The 19095-nt window shown below is 63.1% G+C and carries 6 protein-coding genes and 1 pseudogene; 4 read left to right on the top strand and 3 right to left on the bottom strand.

The window, feature by feature from the left end; translation table 11 throughout:
- Nucleotides 1-76 precede the first annotated feature (76 nt).
- The 4 genes and pseudogenes from QXZ94_RS07125 to QXZ94_RS07110 all read left to right on the top strand — a co-directional run bounded on the left by QXZ94_RS07125 (nucleotide 77) and on the right by QXZ94_RS07110 (nucleotide 4713).
- Nucleotides 77-1810, top strand: a complete 1734-nt coding sequence (locus QXZ94_RS07125; RefSeq protein WP_315719824.1) for a winged helix-turn-helix domain-containing protein — start codon at nucleotides 77-79, stop codon at nucleotides 1808-1810.
- Nucleotides 1811-1848: 38 nt separating this feature from the next.
- Nucleotides 1849-2034: pseudogene (locus QXZ94_RS07120) on the top strand (cation:proton antiporter); the annotation flags it as partial.
- A 190-nt stretch (nucleotides 2035-2224) separates the two neighbouring features.
- Nucleotides 2225-2587 (top strand): hypothetical protein, encoded by a 363-nt coding sequence (locus QXZ94_RS07115; protein WP_315719823.1) that lies wholly within the window; start codon nucleotides 2225-2227, stop codon nucleotides 2585-2587.
- On the top strand, nucleotides 2584-4713 hold the full coding sequence (locus QXZ94_RS07110; protein ID WP_315719822.1) for a pyrroloquinoline quinone-dependent dehydrogenase: 2130 nt from the start codon (nucleotides 2584-2586) through the stop codon (nucleotides 4711-4713). The genes QXZ94_RS07115 and QXZ94_RS07110 overlap by 4 nt, the downstream gene beginning before the upstream one ends.
- 899 nt (nucleotides 4714-5612) lie before the next feature.
- Here the strand turns inward: QXZ94_RS07110 and QXZ94_RS07100 are convergent.
- The 3 genes from QXZ94_RS07100 to QXZ94_RS07090 all read right to left on the bottom strand — a co-directional run bounded on the left by QXZ94_RS07100 (nucleotide 5613) and on the right by QXZ94_RS07090 (nucleotide 19049).
- Complete coding sequence (locus tag QXZ94_RS07100) at nucleotides 5613-14252, bottom strand: calcium-binding protein (protein ID WP_315719821.1); 8640 nt, start codon at nucleotides 14250-14252, stop codon at nucleotides 5613-5615.
- A gap of 76 nt (nucleotides 14253-14328) precedes the next feature.
- A complete protein-coding gene (locus QXZ94_RS07095; RefSeq protein WP_315719820.1) occupies nucleotides 14329-14634 on the bottom strand; it encodes a hypothetical protein in 306 nt (101 codons plus the stop codon).
- Nucleotides 14635-14663: 29 nt separating this feature from the next.
- Entirely contained in the window at nucleotides 14664-19049 is a 4386-nt protein-coding gene (locus tag QXZ94_RS07090; RefSeq protein ID WP_315719819.1) for an RHS repeat-associated core domain-containing protein, read from the bottom strand.
- Between the last annotated feature and the right edge of the window lie 46 nt (nucleotides 19050-19095).

The raw sequence follows: 19095 nt of genomic DNA, 5'->3' as shown, positions 1-19095 counted from the left end.
TTCAGACCCGATTTTCGGGCATTTTCGACAGACTTCCGCTTATAAGCCGGCGAGAGGGACGCTTTTGGGGGATAGATTGCTTCGTTTCGCGGGCTTCGTGCTGGACCAGCAGGTCGCGGAGCTGCGCAGGCCTGACGGCGGGGTGATCAAGCTCCGGCCGAAGACCTTCGAAATGCTACGGCTTTTCGCCACCAGCGGCGGCCGGGTCCTCAGCAAGCAGGAGCTGATCGACGCGGTCTGGCCGGACGTCCATGTCGGCGAGGACAGCCTGTTCCAATGCATCCGCGAGCTTCGCACGGCGCTCGGAGACGACCGGCGGCAGTTGATCAGGCTCGCATCCGGCGGCGGCTATCTGCTGACGGCGGAGGTTGAGGTCGAGCCCGAGGTCACGGCGGGCGGCGAGGTGGCTCCGCTCGCCCAGGCCGTGGAGACGAGTCCCCCGGCGCCCGCCAACGGTGCCGTGATACAGGCAACGTCGCAACGCTCAATCTTCGGTTTCAGCCGGCGGGCCATGGTCGCCGCAATGGCCGGGCTTGGTGCGATCGCGGGGCTTGCGGTGGCTGCACCGGTGTTGAAGCCGGACCTCCTCTTCAGGCGAACGCCGCCGCGCATCGCCGTGATGCCCATCGTTGACGCCAGCAGCGATTCGCGCGGCGTGGTGATGGCGGCGGAGGTCACCGGCCGCCTCGTGGACGGTTTTGCCAAGATCCAGAACGTCAGCGTGGTCGCGCCACGATCGGCGGCGGTCGCAGGCGTCGAACCCGCCGGGCTGCCTGCCGCATCATCCGATTACGAAATTCGCGGCGAGTTGCAGCATGGCGATCAATCCTGGACGCTGCGGGCGCGCATGATCAAGACGACCACCGGCGAGGTTCAGGCGGTCGCCGCCGCTTCGGTCGCCGCTGACGAGGCGGACGCGCAGCTTGCGCAGTCCCGCCTCGCCGCCGGCGTGGGTCATGTCCTTGCCCGCCGCCTCAACGAAATGCTGGAGCCCAGCGCGCCGCCGTCCAGCCCACGCGGATCGTCCGCGGGCGGTGACAAGGTAGCCCTCGAGCAGGCGCTCGCATCGATCAATCAAACCACGCGCGAGCGCTATGGCGCGGCGCAGTCGATGCTGCAAAATGCGCTCACGGAGGATCCCGACAATGTCGACCTCGCCGTCGCGCTTGCCTCGCTGCAGATGCGCGGAATTCAGATGGTCTGGTTCAGCCCGGAGGAAGCGGCCGCGGTCGAGGCCAGGGCCGACGCGACGCTTGAGCGGGCGCTACGGTCGAAGCCGAATTCCATTCCGGTGCTCGAGGCCCATTGCCGCTTCCTCAGCGCCACCAACCATTTCGTCAAAAGTCTCGTGACCTGCGCCAAAGCCTTGAGCTTCGATCCGTGGAACGGGTCTGCGCTTTATCTGATCGGCCTCGGGCAGATCTTTCTCGGCCGCTTCGACGATGCGCTCGCGACATTCCAGCAAGCCGATCGTTACGACACGCCGCCGGCCTCGCGCTGGACCTGGCTGCTCGGCGCGGGCTGGGCGAATCTCTTGATGGGACGCGACGAGGAGGCGTTGCCATGGCTGCAACGCTCGATCGCGATTACGCCGGCGACCGGCCGCTCGCATATGCTGCTCGCCGCTGCCTACCAGAGATCGGGCCGGTTCGAGGAGGCGAGAGCGGCGATGGCGGAGGGACTGAGGCTGCGTCCCGGCACGACGAAACTCAACGTCACGCCGCCTTGGAAAAATGTGAGCCCGGTGTGCCTCGCAGCCTCGGCTCGCATCGTTCAGTCCATGGTCGATGCAGGCTTGCCGGAGCAGTAAGGTCCGCTGGCCCATCTGCCGGCAAGCGCGAAATTCCGCTTCTGGGTCTTGCTGGCGGCTACATCGCCTACAGGGCCATGCACGCGATCGACGACTACGCGATCGAGGTTCTGCTGTCCCTGGCGCTCGTCACCTCGGTGTACGCGACTGCCCTGCGGCTGCGTTGCAGCGCGCCGCTTGCCGTGGTGGCGGCTGGATTGCTGATCGGAGATCGCGGCCCGCAGGGGTCGACGCTCGGTCTCGTCGCCAGGCGGACGTTGTCTCTGCCGGCCAAGGCCGGCCGCTGAGCTTCGCCTCTGCCACCCGCCGGACGGACATGGGCGGGAGGAACCGCCGCTTCGAAAGAACATTCTCTTCCTGTTCATTTGATACATCCTGCCGCTCCGGCAGGCCATGAAGCCTGGACGCAGTCACTTGACCTCATCTCACAGTCATCCGCTCGGTCCCATCATCGTCCTCGTCGCAGCCGCCGCAGGCGCGCTGCTCGGTCTCTACTATTATCTGACTCCCTTGACCGGGGTCACCGGAGCGCCCGGCGTGTTGCTCGTCATCGGGTCCAGCCTGGCCCTCGTCATCGATGCCTTCATCCTGTGGTTCGGCGGGCGCGGATGGCTATTCGGGGTGTTCTGGACGCTCGGGGTGCTCGGCGCACTCGGCACCGTCGTCGCGGCCTGGTTTCTGCACGCGTGGTGGCTCGCGGCGGCAACCGTTTTCGTCTTCGCCGGCTTGATCGTGACGCTCGCGGCGCCCTCCCAGCCGAGGAGGGTCGCGGCATGACAATTGGTACGCTGCTCCGTCGAACGCCAGCTGCGGCGCTTGCACTCGCGATGGCCGCCGCGCTGCCGTCGGCCGTCGCCCAGAACGACACGAACAATCCGGCGGCCACCTCCGGGGGCATCCCCGGTGAGGGCCAGCATGATCAGTCGCTGCCGCGTGGCAATGTCGAAAACCCATCGTCGGCACCGGCCAGCAGCCCACAAGGAACGACCAATGCAGCGACGCAGCAGCCGTCCGCCACTCTGCCCGCGCCGAAGCAGATCGCGCTCGTCCCGGAGCATCCCACCTGGAATACGTTTCACGGCCAGCTCAACGCGCAGAAGTACTCTCCCCTCGCCCAGATCACGGCCGACAACGTCAAATCGCTGGTGAAGGTCTGGGAATATCACACCGGTGACGTGTCGGACGGCTCGGGCGATCTGCCGACCAGCGTCTGGTCCGCCACGCCCATCTTCGCCAACGATACGCTCTACATCGGCACGCCATTCTATCGCGTCATTGCGCTCGACCCCGGCACCGGCCAGGTCAGATGGACCTTCGACTCCAAGTCGACGCTGAAGGCTCTGACCCAGCCGGCGCTGAAAAATCGCGGCGTCGCCTATTGGCAGTCGCCCGCTCCCGTCGCCGGCCAGCCGTGCCAGAAGATCGTCTATCTCGGCACCATGGACGCGCAGCTGTTTGCCATGGACGCCGACACCGGAAAGCTCTGCCGCGACTTCGCGAACAACGGTGTCCTCAACGTCGACCAGTGGAACGACGTGAACAACAAATACCCGTTGTCGCTGCTGCAGCCGCCGACTGTCGCGGGCAATCACGTGATCGTCGGCTGGGCCGGCAAGGACTGGGCCTATGCCGAGGCTCCTCCCGGCACCGTCTTCTCGATCGATCCGCAGACCGGCCAGCGGCAATGGTCGTTCGCCGCGCTGCCGCCGGAGATCGCGCCGCGCACCGGCACCGCCAATGTGTGGACGGGCATGTCGGTCGATGAAGGCCTGGGGCTGGTCTATCTCCCCGTCTCCAGCCCCTCCCCGAACTACTGGGGCGGCAACCGCACCGAGACGATTCCGCTGGCCACCTCGACGACGGCGCTCAATCTCGAAACCGGCGAAGTCGTCTGGTCGCGACAATGGGTGCATCACGACATCTGGGATTACGACATCAACTCCGCGCCGACATTGATGGACATCACCGTCAACGGCCAGCAGATCCCGGCCTTGATGCAGGCGACCAAGATGGGCTTCCTGTTCGTCGTCGACCGCCGCACCGGCAAGGACGTCTGGCCGATCGAAGAGCGCAAGGTGCCCGGCGGCGACGGTTCGATCCAGGGCGAAGTCTACGCGCCGACGCAGCCATTCCCGACCAAGCCGGCGCCGCTGCTCGATCAATCCAGGAAGCCTCCCATCTGGTGGGTCGCCGACGCGCTCGGGCTCGGCCAGTGCTCGCGGCTGTGGAAGAGCCTCAACTACGCCGGAATGTACTCGCCGCCGACGCATAAGGACAACGGCGTTCTCGCCTATCCCGACTCCGCCGGCGGCGTGCAGTGGGGCGGCGTCGCGTTCGATCCGCGCGGCAAGACCGCGATCGTCAACTTCTCGCACGTGGTGCAGTCCATCAAGCTCTACCCGCGGACGGAATATGAGCAGCGTGCAGCCGGCTCGGGCAACGAGCAGGGCTTCTATCCGCAGGACGGAGCGCCCTATGGCATGTCGCTCGACAACGCGCTGAACTGGCTCGGCATGCCCTGCTGGGCACCGCCCTTCGGCGAAATCGCCGCCATCGACATGTCCACCGGCGACATCAAGTGGCGCCGTCCGATCGGCGCGTCACAGAAATGGGGCTTCTACATGCCGGAGTCGATGGGCTCGGTGACGATCGGAGGTCCCGCGGTGACGGCCGGCGGCGTGATCTTCATCGGCGCCTCGATGGACGCCAAGGTGCGGGCCTATGCCTTGTCCGACGGCAAGGAGCTGTGGTCCGACATCGTCGAGGCCCCCGCGGTCGCCAATCCGGCCGTCTACGCGTACAAGGGCCGCGAGTACGTTGCCTTCGTCGCCGGCGGCAACACGATCCTCAAGGACCAGGTCGGCGATCAGGTGGTGGTCTATGCTCTGCCCCAGCGACACTAGGGATCGGCGTTCCGCCGCGATGTCGGCACGCTCGCAACGCCTCCGGTCAGCAATCGTCATCGCTCCAACAGGCCGGCCAAGGCGCGTCGCCTCGTCGATGGCCGCGTCGATCTGGGCAATGCGCCGGTCGATGTCGATGGCCACTCGGCTCTGCATCCCGAGGCGGGCCTCGACGTCTGCGGTCAATCGCTGGATGATTTCCTTCAAGTGAGCGGATCGTCGGCATTTTGAAGGAGCACGAGGCTGGCGTTCCCGCCGGAGATCCAAGCTGCGAGCATAGCGTGAGCGACGTCAGCAAATAGAAGCAGGGCCAAGTGCGGCGGAATGGACCTCTTGGAGGCCAAGCGGCTGAAGATCCGGGAGGATGAGAACACGTAGCCGAAGCGGCCGCGGGCGGGTTGCCATGTCCGACTATGCGTCAAGGATCTCCTAGCAATGAAGCAGTCACGCCGGCGGCGAAGCGGAAGGTGTCGTACACCTCAGGGGCGTTCACGGAATCGATCGGTTGGCGCATAAAGCCACTGTCTGTTGCGGAATGACGGTCAGATATCAGACGAGCCGGTCGGATGACGCAAAGCTGCGGCACATCATTTGCGCATGCAGCTCAAGCGGGATGGCTACCTAGTCAATGACAAGGAGGTTTTCCGGCTGTACCGAGGGACGGCGCACGGACTCTCGCTTGGGTCGTGCAATACTTGGCCATGACCTGCACGAGCCAAGTAAGCTGTTTGCCCAACTTCAGCAGCAGCCGCAACGCGGGCGACGCCAGCCCCTCCCCCTGACTGCACTCATAATGGCGCCCTGCCTACCAACTTGCCGATGCGCCAGTGGCCAAAGGTCAGGCACGGCCCCCCGCGTCGCGCGGTATGCCGTGCCTCCTACAGAGCTTGCTGCGAGGCCTACACGTGCCACGCCGTGGCGATCGAGGCTTGCAGGGTCGGGTCATTCGGCGCAGCCTGGTTGGTGGCGCCAGTCAAATCAAAACCGGCATGGCTCGACGAATGGCTCGCCATCGCCTGCACCAATTGCGCGATCTGGCTGTCGATCTTGAGGCCCGGCGCGGTGATTTCCTGCAGCGGGATCGAGTTGCTGCTGAACCAATCAAGCGCGCTGGTCTGGCTCGCGCTAGGGCTCTCGAGCATTGAGCTGGTCATCGCCAGCGAGGTCGGGTTCGGCGGATCGATATTCGTCACCGTGGTAATGCTGTTGACAACCGGAGCAGCAGGCGTCGAGGACGTGACCGGCAACTTGAACACGACACCGCCGGTGCCGCCGAGGTAGGTGGTTCCGTAAAGACTGCCACCGGCGTCCATGAACAGGCTCGCGCCGGGCCCTTTGCCATTGTTGCCATTGAACGACGTCAGCACCGTGGGCGTGCTGCTATAGCCGGTCGCCGTCTTTGTTAGCTCGAAGATCGTTCCCTGGTTGTTTGTTCCTCCGTTAAGCGTCGTGCCGAACAGATTGCCCGCAGCATCCATGATTAGGCCACCGTAGGGGTTGAGCCCGTTGGTTCCGTTGAACGAGGCAAGCATGATCGGCGCGCTGCCATAGCCGTCTGCAGTCTTCACGATCTCGAAGATGGAGCCGGCATCGTTGGGTCCCCCGGCCTCTGTCGTGCCGAACAGATTCCCCTCGGCATCGGCGATCAGGCTACCGAAATACGGGTTCGAACCGTTGGTGCCGCTGAACGACACCAGCACCGTCGGCGTGCTGCCGTAGCCGCTCACGGTCTTGGCGATCTCGTAGACGGTGCCAAGATTGTTTGCCCCGCCATTGGTCGTGGTGCCGAACAGATTGCCGGATGCGTCCATGTACAGGCTAGCCATCGGATTGGCGCCGTTGGTACCGTTGAACGACACCAGCACCGTGGGCGTGCTGCCATAGCCGCTAGCCGTTTTGGGGATCTCGTAGACGGTGCCGTAGCCGCCGGCGCCGCCGGTTGTCGTGGTGCCGAACAGGTTGCCGGCCGCGTCGATGATCAGAGCGTCTTGTGGCGCTGAACCGTCGGTGCCACTAAAGGAGGCCAGAACGACCGGAGTGCTGCTGTAGCCGGTGCTCGTCTTGACGATTTCGTAGACGGCGCCATAGCCATTGGCGCCGCCGGATCGCGCAGTGCCGAACAGGTTGCCGGCCGCATCCATCACCAGCCCGCCTCGCAGGTTGTCGCCGCTGATGCCGCCGAACGAGGCCAGCACGATCGGTGTGCTGCTGTAGCCGCTGCTGGTCTTGGCGATCTCGAACACGACACCTCCGTTGGCAGATCCGCCATTCTGGGTGGTGCCATAGAGATTGCCGGCCGCATCGCTGATCAGAGCGCTGAAAGGACGATTGCCATTGGTCGTGCCGTTGAACGAGGTCAACACCGTCGGTGCACCCGCATAGACTGCGGTGGTGTAGCCGCTGCTCCGGTCCGCCAAGGTGAACGTGGTGGTCTGGCTGCTGTTGGCCTGCCCAGCGGCCGGCGTGAAGGTGAGCGCCCGGAGCTGGCTAGTGATCGTGGTGGCGCTCCCCGATAATGTGTAGGTGCTGCCCGAGCCGCTTAGCCCGGCTCCCGACAGCGTCCCTCCCGCGCCGCTCAGCGTGATGGTCAGCGTGTCGGTTGCACCGAGATTCAGATCCGTGATCGTCACACCCGCGAACGGATGCACCGGGGTCTCCGATGTCGTCGTCTGTCCTGCGATCGTGCCGGTGATGATCGGCGCAACGCCGCCGGGCGTATCGACAATGGCCGCGCTGGCGCCGGCATTGCCATAGCTGTCGCTCACGCTGGCCACGAGATTGTTGATGGCACGGCTCGGCAACGTCACGTTGAAGGAAAACGTGCCGTCGGATTGAACGGCCGTCGTCGCCAACGTCATGCCGTTGTCGGTCAAGGTCACGGTCCGGCCGACCACGGTACCTGCACCATCCAGGCTCACCGTCCCCGTAATAGTCTGAGCTGCGCCATAGCCGGTGGAGCCTACCCCGGTGATCGTCACCGTCGGCGCAACGTTGTCCAGCGTATCGACGACCGCAGCGCTGTGGCCAACATTGCCGAAGGCGTCGGCCACGCTGGCGACCAGGGCGTTGGCGCCCTGATATGGCAGCGTCACGGTGAGCGCGAACGTGCCGTTTGGCTGAACCGTCGTCGTTCCCAGGACCGTCCCGTTGTCCGTGACGGTGACGGTCTGGCCGACAACGTTAGCGACGCCGCCGAGGCTGACGGTGCCGGTAACGGTTTTAGCCGCGACATTGCCGGCCTGCGCCGAACTCGTGATCGCGACTGTGGGCGCGACACTGTCGAGCACCACGACCGCCTCGGCGCTGGTGCCGACATTACCGTAGCTGTCGGCCACACTGGCAACCAGCGCGTTGGCGCCCTGGTTTGGGAGCGTCACGGTCAGCGCAAATGTGCCGTCGGCCTGCACGGTCGTCGTGCCCAGCACCGCGCCATTGTCGGTGACGGTGACCGTCTGACCGATCACCGCGGCAGCACCGCTCAGGCCGACCGTCCCGGTAACCGTCTGGCTGGCAATGTTGCTCGTTTCCGCGAGACCGTTGATGGCCACCGATGGCGCAATCGTGTCGAGCGTATCGACCACTGCCGCACTGGCGCCAGTATTGCCGAAGCTGTCCGTGACGCTGACGACCAGCGCGTTGGCACCCTGGTTGGGCAGCGTGACGGTCAACGAGAACGTACCGTCGGCCTGCACCGTGGTCGTCCCCAGCGACACGCCATTATCCGTGAGGGTCAAGGTCTGCCCAGCGACCTTGGCAATCCCACCCGATGTCACCGTGCCCGCGATGGTCTGGGTCGCCACATTGCTGGAGACCGCAGGGCTAGTGATCGTCACGGTCGGCGCGGTCATGTTGCGTAGATCGATCGCGGTGCCGCTGGCGCCGAATTGGAGCAGTTCGACCACGGGGCCCGCGGCCTGGAACTGGTCCTTGATGGTCAGCGTCTCACCGCTCGACAAAATGCGAACGAGAAGGTCGTTGCCGCTGCGCGTGATGTCAACGTCGGCCTGGTTCAATCCCAAGAGCTTGACGACATCATTGCCGGTGTTGGTCGCAGCCTCCTGGATCACATCGTTGCCAGATCCTACCCTGAAGAGATAGGTGTCCGCACCTCCGGCCCCGTTGAGGAGATCGTTGCCGCCACGGCCGTCGATGATCTCCGCATTCGCCGTCCCGTTGATCGTGTCCGCGGCGTCCGTGCCGAGAATGACCGGCTGGTTGGTGACGATGCTGGCAACATTCTGCGCGGTCCAGGTGACGCCGTCGCTGAAGCTCACGCTCGCCAGATTGCCGCCGCTGAACTGGCCTTTCACCGTGACTGTGTTGCCTGTCAGCGTGTTCTCGATCACGAGATCCGCGCCGTTACCCGGCCGGCTGAGGATGACGGCCGTGGACGCGATGTCCTGTATCACCAGCAGATTGTCGCTCGTGTTGTCCTCGATGACATTATTGCCGCCGGCCGAGTTGTAGATATAGGTGTCCGATCCGCTGCCGCCGTTCAGATAGTCGTTGCCGGCGCCACCGTTGAGCGTGTCGTTGCCGCCAAGACCGTACAACGTATCGTTGCCGCTGGTGCCGACGATTACGTCGTTGTTCTGATCGAAGCCGGTGATCGTCGTCGCGCCGGCCGCCATCTGCTGCGCGATATAGGCGCTCTCCAGCTGCTGCTTGCTCCACACCGTGCCGTCGCCGAGCACCACCTGCTCCAGGCCGACACTGCTGCCGCTGTCGAACGCAACCATGCGGACCGATCCCGGCTGGTCGCTGAAGCTCAAGGTCACATCGCTGCCGCTGCGGCTGATGACCAGATTGGCCGCGGTCAGCCCCGTGCCCAGGACCAGCCTGTCGTTCGAGCCGTCGAACGCCGTGCCATCCGTGATCACGTCGTTGCCGTCGCCGGCATTGTAGACATAGGTGTCGGAGCCGCCGCCGCCGTCCAGCGTGTCGTTGCCGCCGTTGCCGGTCAACGTATCGTTGCCGCCGAGACCATACAGCGTGTCGTTGCCGCTGGTGCCGCCGATCACGTCGCTGTTCTGGTCGAAGCCGGTGATCGTCGTCGCGCCGGCTGCCATCTGCTGCGCGATATAGGCGCTCTCCAGCTGCTGCTTGCTCCACACCGTGCCGTCGCCGAGCACCACCTGCTCCAGGCCGACACTGCTGCCGCTGTCGAACGCAACCATGCGGACCGATCCCGGCTGGTCGCTGAAGCTCAAGGTCACATCGCTGCCGCTGCGGCTGATGACCAGATTGGCCGCGGTCAGCCCCGTGCCCAGGACCAGCCTGTCGTTCGAGCCGTCGAACGCCGTGCCATCCGTGATCACGTCGTTGCCGTCGCCGGCATTGTAGACATAGGTGTCGGAGCCGCCGCCGCCGTCCAACGCGTCGTTGCCGCCGTTGCCGGTCAGCGTATCGTTGCCGCCGAGGCCGTACAGCGTATCATTTCCAGCGGTGCCGCCGATCACGTCACTGTTCTGGTCGAAGCCGGTGATGGTCGTCGCGCCGGCCGCCATTTGCCGCGCGATGTAGACGCTCTCCAGCTGCTGCTTGCTCCACACCGTGCCGTCGCCGAGCACCACCTGCTCCAGCCCGACGCTGCTGCCGCTGTCGAATGCCACCATGCGGATCGACCCCGCCTGGTCGCTGAAGCTCAGCGTGATGTCGCTGCCGCTGCGGCTGATCACCAGATTGGCCGCAGTCAGTCCCGCGCCCAGGACCAGCCTGTCGTTCGAGCTGTCGAACGCCGTGCCATCCGTGATCACGTCGTTGCCGTCGCCCGCATTGTAGACGTAGCTGTCGGAGCCGCTGCCGCCGTCCAGCGTGTCGTCGCCGCGGTTGCCGGTCAGCGTATCGTTGCCGCCGAGGCCGTACAGCGTATCATTGCCCGCGGTACCGCCGATCACGTCGCCGTTCTGGTCGAAGCCGGTGATGGTCGTCGCGCCGGCCGCCATCTGCTGGGCGATATAGGCGCTCTCCAGCTGCTGCTTGCTCCACACCGTGCCGTCGGCGAACACCACCTGCTCGACACCGGTACCTGCTCCGCCGTCCTCGGAGACCAGGCGAACCGAACCCGGCTGATTGGTGAAGCTGATAATGATGTCGCTACCGCTACGGCTGATCAGCAGGTTCTCCGGGGCCAGACCGGCCCCCAGCGCCAGCCTGTCGACGGCGCCATCGAAGGCGGAGCTGTCGGTGATCCTGTCGTTGCCGTCGCCGGCATTGTAGATGTACGAGTCCGACCCGCCGCCACCGTCGATATTGTCGTCACCAAGTCCGGCGGCGATGATATCCGATCCGCTGGTGCCGGTCAGAGTATCATTGCCCGCCGTTCCCACGATGGTGACCAGCATGGCGCGCAGCACGGCCGGAGACCACACTGTTCCGTCCGCAAAAACGATGGTCTCGACGCCTTGTCCGTTGAGGGTGTCCAGCTCTGCCTTCAGCAGCACCGAACCGCCGTCGCTGCCGCCCGCGGTGCTGGGCGCGATCACCAGGGTGACGTCGGTCCCGCTGCGCGTCACCGACACGCGAGGTGGCAAGATATCGATCAGAACGAGCCTGTCGACGCTACCATCGGCCGCTCCGCCTTCGGTGATCGTGTCGTTGCCGTCGCCGCCCTTGTAGAAGAACGTATCGGAGCCGGCGCCACCATTGAGCTGATCAGCGCCAATGCCGGCATTGATAATGTCGACCCCAGATCCGCCATTCAGCGTGTCGTTGCCGGAGGTGCCATAGATCAGCCGCCACGCCGCGCCATCGCTGAAGGAGATCGTGCTCAGGCCTTTCGCCGCAGCCCCGAGGAACGTGACACGATCGTCGGTGCCGGCAAGCGCCACGGTGACGTCGCCATTGACGGCGGTCTGGACGGTGACCTCGGATTGCGCAATCCCTGCAGCCAGCTTCAACGTCGCTCCGGTGCCGGTCAGGGTGACGTTCGCATGACCAATGCCACGCTTGACAACAACGACATCATTGGCGGAGCCGGCCGTGACGGTATCGCCGCCCGGCCCGAGCTCAAAGATGTTGGTCCCGTAGGAACTCCCGGTGAGAACGGTGTTCGCATCGGTGCCGATATAGGTGAAGGTCAGCGGCTTCGTCAGATCCCAACTCGTGCCATCCGCAAAGCGGACCGTCTCGACCGCAGCGGATGAACCGGTGAAGGCCGACTGGATCAGGACCGAGTCGGTCGAGTTGCGGAACCGGACATACAAATCACTGCCGACGCCCTGCAGGATGGCATCACCAGCGGCGAGGCCGCGGCCGAACGTCAAGGTGTCATTTCCGCCGGACTCGATGATCGTGTCCTGCCCATCGCCGGCATTGAAGATGTAGGTGTCATCACCGCCGCCGCCCTGCAGCACGTCATTGCCGCGGAGCCCCTCGATCGTATCATTGGCACCGGAGCCGACGATGGTCTCGGCCGCATTGGTCCCGAGCGTGACAGTGTCGGTTCCACTGATAGCCGCGGCCAGGAGGTCGGCGCTCGACCACACCGTCCCGTCGTCGAACACGATCTGCTCGATCGTTCCGGTGCCGGCAAACTGGCCCGTCAAGGTCAGCCGGCTGTTGAGATCGGCTTCGAACAGCAGCAGAGCGTTGTCGCCGCTGCGCACGACATGAACCTGGCTCGGCACGATGCCGTGAAGCAGAACCGTATCGCCGTCGCTGCTGGCCTGATCGTCGATGATGTCGGCGCCATCGCCGAGCGTGTAGACATAGGTGTCGGCACCGCCGCGCCCGATCAGCCGGTCAGTGCCGGCGCCACCGGTCAGGATGTTTGCTCCGTCGTCGCCGCCCAGGACGTCGTCGCCACTGGTCGGCACCAGCGACTTCAAGAGAATCGCGGCACGGTCCCAGACCGTGCCGTCGGCAAATTGCACGAGATCGACGCCGCCCGTGGTGCCGACCAGCTGATTGCCCAGCACGACGCTATCGCTACTGCCGGCAATGCTCAGAACAATATCCTGCCCGCCATTGGCCTGCGTGACCACGATGTCGGTCGGTACAATGTCGGCCGCGAACTGCAGCCGGTCCACATCGGCTGCCGCGCCATTGTCGTTGATGCGGTCGGTGCCGCCGCCGCGGCCGAACAGGTAGGTATCGTTGCCGACGCCGCCCTCGAGCGTGTCGTTGGCTCCACCCCCGGCGAGCGTATCATCGCCGCCCGCACCATAGATCACATCATTGCCAGCCGCGCCGGTCAGCACGTTGCCGGCATAGTCGCCATACAACGTGGCGCCCGCGACGGTCGGCAGGGTTGCCTGCGCCAGCAGGTCCGCCCGGCTCCAGACCGTACCATCGGCAAACACGATCTGGTCGACGCCGCCGGACTTGGCGATCAGCTGGTTCTGCAGCAGAACGCTGTCCGTCGTCCCACCGACCGAGAGCAGCAGATCGCGTCCGCCATTGACCTCGGTCACCGTCACGGCCCCAACCGCGATGCCGGTTCCCAGCCGCAGCGTATTGACCTCGCTGCTGTTCGAGCTGCCGTTGTCGAAGATCGTGTCCTGGCCGTCGCCGAGATTGAACAGATAGGTATCATTGCCGGTGCCACCGACCAGCACATCATTGCCGGTGCCACCGGCCAGAACGTCGTCGCCTCCGGCGCCATACAACGTGTCGTTCCCGGCCCCGCCGTTCAGCGTATTGGCGAGATAATCTCCATAGAACGTGTCGTTGCCACCAGTCGGCGCCGTCGCCTGCGCCAGCAACGCCGCGCGCGTCCACACCGTTCCGTCGGCGAACACGACCTGATCGACGCCGCCGGTGGCCGACACCAGCTGGTTCTTCAACGTGACCTTGTCGGTCGTACCGCTGATGGTAAGCACCAGATCGGCGCCGCCATTCGCCTCGGTCACCACCACGTTCGCAGGCAGGATCCCGCTGCCGAGCTGCAGCGTGTTGGTCTCGCCGCTCGCCGCACCATTGTCGGTGATCGTGTCCTGGCCGTCGCCAATGTTGAACACATAGGTGTCGTTGCCGGTCCCGCCCGACAGCGTGTCATTGCCGGTCCCACCGATCAGGGTATCGTCGCCGGCACCACCCGACAGCGTGTCATTACCCGCGCCGCCGTTCAGCGTATTGGCGTTGTAGTCGCCATAGAACGTATCATTGCCGCTCGTCGGCGCCGTCGCAAGCGCCAGCAGCGTGGCCCGGCTCCAGACCGTGCCATCGGCAAACACCACCTGATCGACGCCGCCGGCAGCCGAGACCAGCTGGTTGCGCAAGGTGATCTTGTCGGTCGTCCCGGTGATGCTCAGCACCAGATCCCCGGTGCCGAACTCCTTGACGATAACCTGGGCCGTCGCAATCCCTGTCCCGAACTGCAGCGTGTTGATTTCACCGCTGCCGGCACCGTTGTCGAAGATCGTATCCTGACCATCACCGCGGTTGAAGATGTAGGTGTCGTTACCGAAACCACCCTGCAGCGTGTCATTGGCGAGCCCGCCAATCAGTGTGTCATCTCCAGCCTGCCCGTAGATAGAATCAGCCGACGATGTGCCAGTCAGCGTGTCACTAGTTGATGTGCCCAATATTGTCGCCACGTAGCCCCTCCCCAAACCACCGACACAATCTGCCGATTCCGCAGACGAAAAGCTGCGAGACACATATTCGAATTAGCTAGGCGCCATCAACGAACTCGAAATTATTATCTATAAAATCGAGAACGCTCGTTTGGTATTTCTGCCTGAGATCGTCAGGCAGTCCGTTATAGACCGTCACTTTCCCATCAGTAAAATGTTCCATGCTTTCAATGTTAGCCTGACTCCTATCTAACAGCCCAAGAGACGGACCCGGATTGTCATCGGCATCCGACCGGTTGTAGATCCACACGATGACCGGAACAAAGTCACCAAATTCATTCGGATCGTCTATACCCGCGATTGTTGTTTCAATTTTTCTTAGCGCTCGCTCGGTTATCTTCATACTTTCCTCTCTCAGACATCCGACCCAAATCACTGGCCCTCGAAGACAAATATCACATTAGGACATGACCCGCCTGGGCTTATCATCGGCCCACGTTTGATTCCGTTATTTGGACAGAAATATAGACAAACAGCTCCCGCTAATGACGAGCCTGGAATCAATCGACATACTCTCGGTGATCCGCTTCCACCACCACCACCACCACCACCGCCACCACCCGGCAGATAAACCGGGGTACAAGATTGTTCTACCGCCTTCATCGGCGCCGTGCCCACCAGCAACCCGCTCGGATCCACATTAACGGTGGGCGCCGACTTTGCGTAAGAATATAGGCTAGATCCGTCGGCAAATTCGGGAACTTCAGTTGCTATCCTTCGACGCACATTGCTCTCCGAGACAGACAATGATCCTACCTCCCGTTGGTGTAAGGAGGATTGTTCTACTGCGAACCATGACGTATCGCGATGAACAGGCTGATTCCGAAGGACATCATAAATTGGGTCGGGCTGAGTAAACCGCCCTAAAGTAGGATCGTAGTTTCTGAACGAATTGTAGTGCAGTCCCGCTTCCACGAGAGAATATTGCCCGGGGAACCGAAGATTATTCGTCGAAGAGCCAACGATCACGTCGACCGTACCAAATGGGGTGAAACGGGGATCCCACACCAGTACTTTCCTGCTATCCGTCATACGGACAGGACGATCAAGATGATCGGCGTGAACGTACAAAAGCATCGGCGTCGCTGTCTCGAGGTCGCCGGCTAACGCTATTGGCGTGTCAGCAATCCAGAAATACTCACGGGCAATGACTCCAGCGGCTGTTGCCTCGCCAATTAGATGGCCGGAAAGATCATAGATATAGTGCATAATAACGGGGGATGAGCCTGTCCGCAGGGTGCGAACCGCCATCCGTTCCGCCCCATCATATACGTAATCGGCCACGACCTCCGAACCCACCGTCAGCTGGTCAAATCGGTTCCGTTGGTTGTATCGGTAACCATAGACCGTGCCAGACCGGTTGTCTGCCATCAGATTTCCTGCTGCATCATGAGCAAACGCGCGAACGGTCGCGCCGTTGCTTGATATGTTCAGGAGCCGATTAGACGATGTTTCGTAACTCGTAACACGATCTGTCGCTACGCCTTGGCTGTTGTAGGACTCAAGGATCCGATTGCCGACAGCATCATAGGCATAAGTAAGCACGCCCCATGATCCAGTGGCATTTTCGAGCCGGCCTACCGGAGTGTAGGAGTAGCTCTCGCTCCGCGACGGATCCAGATTGTCGGTGATGTCGGTGATGTTCACCCCGTCGTTACGGCTGTACTGCCGATTAAGGACATCAGTTCCCGACGACGTGTCCGTGACCAGCAGCTGACTGAGCAAGTAATCCTGATCGTACGTCTTAACCAGCGTCAGACCATTGCCGTAGGTCAGCGACTGCAATGGCCCCGCCGCGCCATACGTCACGTTGGACGCCAGAGGCACGGTTGCGCTCGTCGTCCGCGAAGTCACATCCGTGATGCGGCCGAGCGTGTCTCGAGTATAATCGACCACCCGCCCCGACGGATAGGTCATGCGGATGACGTTGCCATCGAGGTCATAGGCATAGCCGACGACATAGACGGCCGCCCCCGTGACCTTGCGCTCCTGCGTCACCTGCCCGAGCGCGTTGAAGCTCCACTCGATCGAGCCGGTGGCATCCTGGATCCGGGTCACCCGGCCCCTGCCCTTGTTGCCGTTGGCCGTGTCGTCCCAGGTATAGGTGACGTTCTCGCTCGGCGCCGCCGGATACTGCTTAGCGAGCAGGCGGCCGGCATTGTCATAGGTCAGGTTGGTGACGACACCACGAGCGTCGACGATCTGAGTCGGCTTGCCCTGGACGTTATAGGTGTAAGTTGTCGTACCGCTGTCGGGGCTGCCCCGCTGGATCACCTCGCCGAAGCCGTTGCGGACGTAGCTGGTAATCAGCGAACGCGGGTCGGTATAGGCGGTGATGTCGTCGGCGCCATTGCGGGTCACGGTGACCGAGTTGCCCTCCTCGTCGGTGGTGCCGATCAGCCGGTTCAGGCCATCGAAGCTCGATCCGAACACGTTGGCGCGTGGATCGGTCACCGACACCTCGTTGTGGGTGCGGTCGTAGCCGTGCGTCCACGTCTGCCCTGACGCCCCGACGAAGGTCAGCAGCCGCCCGAGTTCGTCATAGGTCGCGGTCTGCGACGACTGCAGGACGCCGCTCGGATCCTTGATCCGCCGCGCCGTGACGTTGCCGAGAGTGTCGCGGTCGTATTCAATTGTGGCCCCGGTATTGTCCTGCACCCGGATGAGGCGGCGGCCGTCATCATAGGTGTATTGCAGGAACGCGCCGTTCGGCCTCGTAATCTTGCTGACGTCCCCCATCGGGGTGTAGTCGATCGACGTCGTGGCGACGAGACCGCTGGGATCCACGACCGTGCTCTTCAGTCGGCCGAGCGGATCATAGGTCAGGTTGGTGTAGACGCCATTGGGATCGAGGATCGTCGTCGGCTGCCCCCGCCCGTTGTGCGACATCACCTTGGTGACATGGCCCACCTCGTTGGTGATCGTCGCCACGAAGCCGGTCTGGTCATACGTATAAAGGACGGTGTCCCCGGCTCCCGGCAGCGGCCCATCGACAGAGGCGAGCAGACCTCCGGTGGTATAGCCATAGGTCCATGTCCTGGTCTGGCCGTTGGTCGCATACGGCACAGTCTGGCTGGTCGTATCGGTCTTCGTCAGCTGCGTCAGCAGCCCGCCCGTCCAGGTGAAATCGGTGGTCACGCCGGGCTCGACCGCGCGCGTCGGGACGTTCAGGGTCGGATGCCAGGTGTAGCTGTTGGACTGCGCAAGCGACGTTCCATAGCCTCGCGTGATGACCGTCGGATTGCCACGACTGTCACGGACGTAGTGAGTGGTCCGCCCCTCCTCGTCGGTTTCGTCCGTCACATAGTTGTTGACGTCGTAGCCGATGACGGAATTGGAGCCAACGCAGTTGGCGGACGGCTGCCCCTCGATGCTGGCGAGGACGTTGTTACCCCGCGCATCCTTGGTGTAGTGATACACTGCCACCTTAGACAGCGGATTGGTCACCGTCACCGTGTTGGCCGCATCGTTGTAGGCGATCGAATAGCGCTCGACGCCGCCGGCATGCTCCGATGTAAGCACCCTCCCCTTGGCATCGTAGGTCCAAGTCGCGTAGCGTACGCCGGCCTCGTTGGTGATGCCGGTCAGCGCGTAGGGAAAGCTCGCATTCTCGTAATGATAGCGGATGCGCGGATTGTCCGCCGTGTCCACGGTCGTGTCCGGCTGAATGACGTATTCCAGCGCGAACAGGTCCGCTGCCATCTGCAGCGGATCCGGACCGCTCCTGCCGACGATGGCGTAGCGCGGAATGAACTTGTAGCGATAGACCTGCCCGCCGGGCACCGTCATCGTGTCGAGCAACCCCTGCGGCGTATAGGTGAACTGCAGAGTCCGACCGAAACTGTCGGTCACCAACGTGTTGTTGCCGGCACTGTCATAGGTCAACGTCTGAACGTAACCGCTCTGGAACACGATCGACTGCAGCACGCCATTGGCGTCGTAGACCCGGCTGATATTGTCATCGGTCGTCAGGGTAAAGAGCTGCGTGGTCGCATTCTTGACGAGCGTCGCGGCGCGACTACGGTTACCAATGACGAGGCTCTTCAGGCTCCAGTCGTAATAACTCTGCGCATAGAGACCGGTCGAGCTGACATAGCTGAAAAGAACGACCTCTCCATTAGGGAGCGTAACCGTCACGCTATTGGAAGTGACGATCGCACCGGAATCGAAGTTAGATCGCCATCCGTTACCGAGCCGCGACGGACGCAGACGTCCGCTCAGCGTCGCTTGATCGCTCGTATAGAAGCGCTCGAATTTGAGCGACGCACCGCCGTCGCTCGTGCTCTGGGTCGAGAAATCGGTATAGGTCTCAATCTTCATGCCACTGCGAAGATCGACGGGATTGGCGACCTGGTCTCGACAGGACGGGCAGTGATCCGCCGGGGGAGCAGCGAGACACCCCGATCCGGTTAAAACTTCACCACTATCGCAGTTGAGAAACGCTACACCACCCCGGTAAGCTCCATTCGAATTCCCGTCACAAACCGCACCGGCGAAAATCCCGCTGCTGCCCGCCCCGTTCAGATAGCACCTCGTCAGGACGACGCTTGGGTCGCTGCTCCAATAAGCCCAGAAGTCCTCCTGCGCACAGGCAATACCATCCGAACCGCAGTTCCCATTGTGATAGCTGGCCCAGTGACCCGCATGCGCCGGCTGGGGCGCAAGACAGACGATGAACGAGACACAGAACAAGATGACTGCGACGATAGAACCGCGCAGCCAAGTCAGCCGCGCAAACCTATTTCCAACCCGGATCATGTGCCCCCACACGAATCAACCACGTCTCAACCTGAGATCAACTACA

This window comes from Bradyrhizobium sp. SZCCHNS2022, from assembly GCF_032377575.1.
Taxonomy (GTDB): domain Bacteria; phylum Pseudomonadota; class Alphaproteobacteria; order Rhizobiales; family Xanthobacteraceae; genus Bradyrhizobium; species Bradyrhizobium aeschynomenes.
Note: the sequence above shows the minus strand (reverse complement) of the source record. Positions and strands in the feature narration are given on the sequence as shown.

What these genes read in the sequence shown, in the direction of transcription:
- QXZ94_RS07110 (WP_315719822.1), top strand. Translation starts at nt 2,584, where the DNA reads ATGACAATTGGTACGCTGCTCCGTCGAACGCCAGCTGCGGCGCTTGCA.
- QXZ94_RS07095 (WP_315719820.1), bottom strand. Translation starts at nt 14,634, where the DNA reads ATGAAGATAACCGAGCGAGCGCTAAGAAAAATTGAAACAACAATCGCG.
- QXZ94_RS07090 (WP_315719819.1), bottom strand. Translation starts at nt 19,049, where the DNA reads ATGATCCGGGTTGGAAATAGGTTTGCGCGGCTGACTTGGCTGCGCGGT.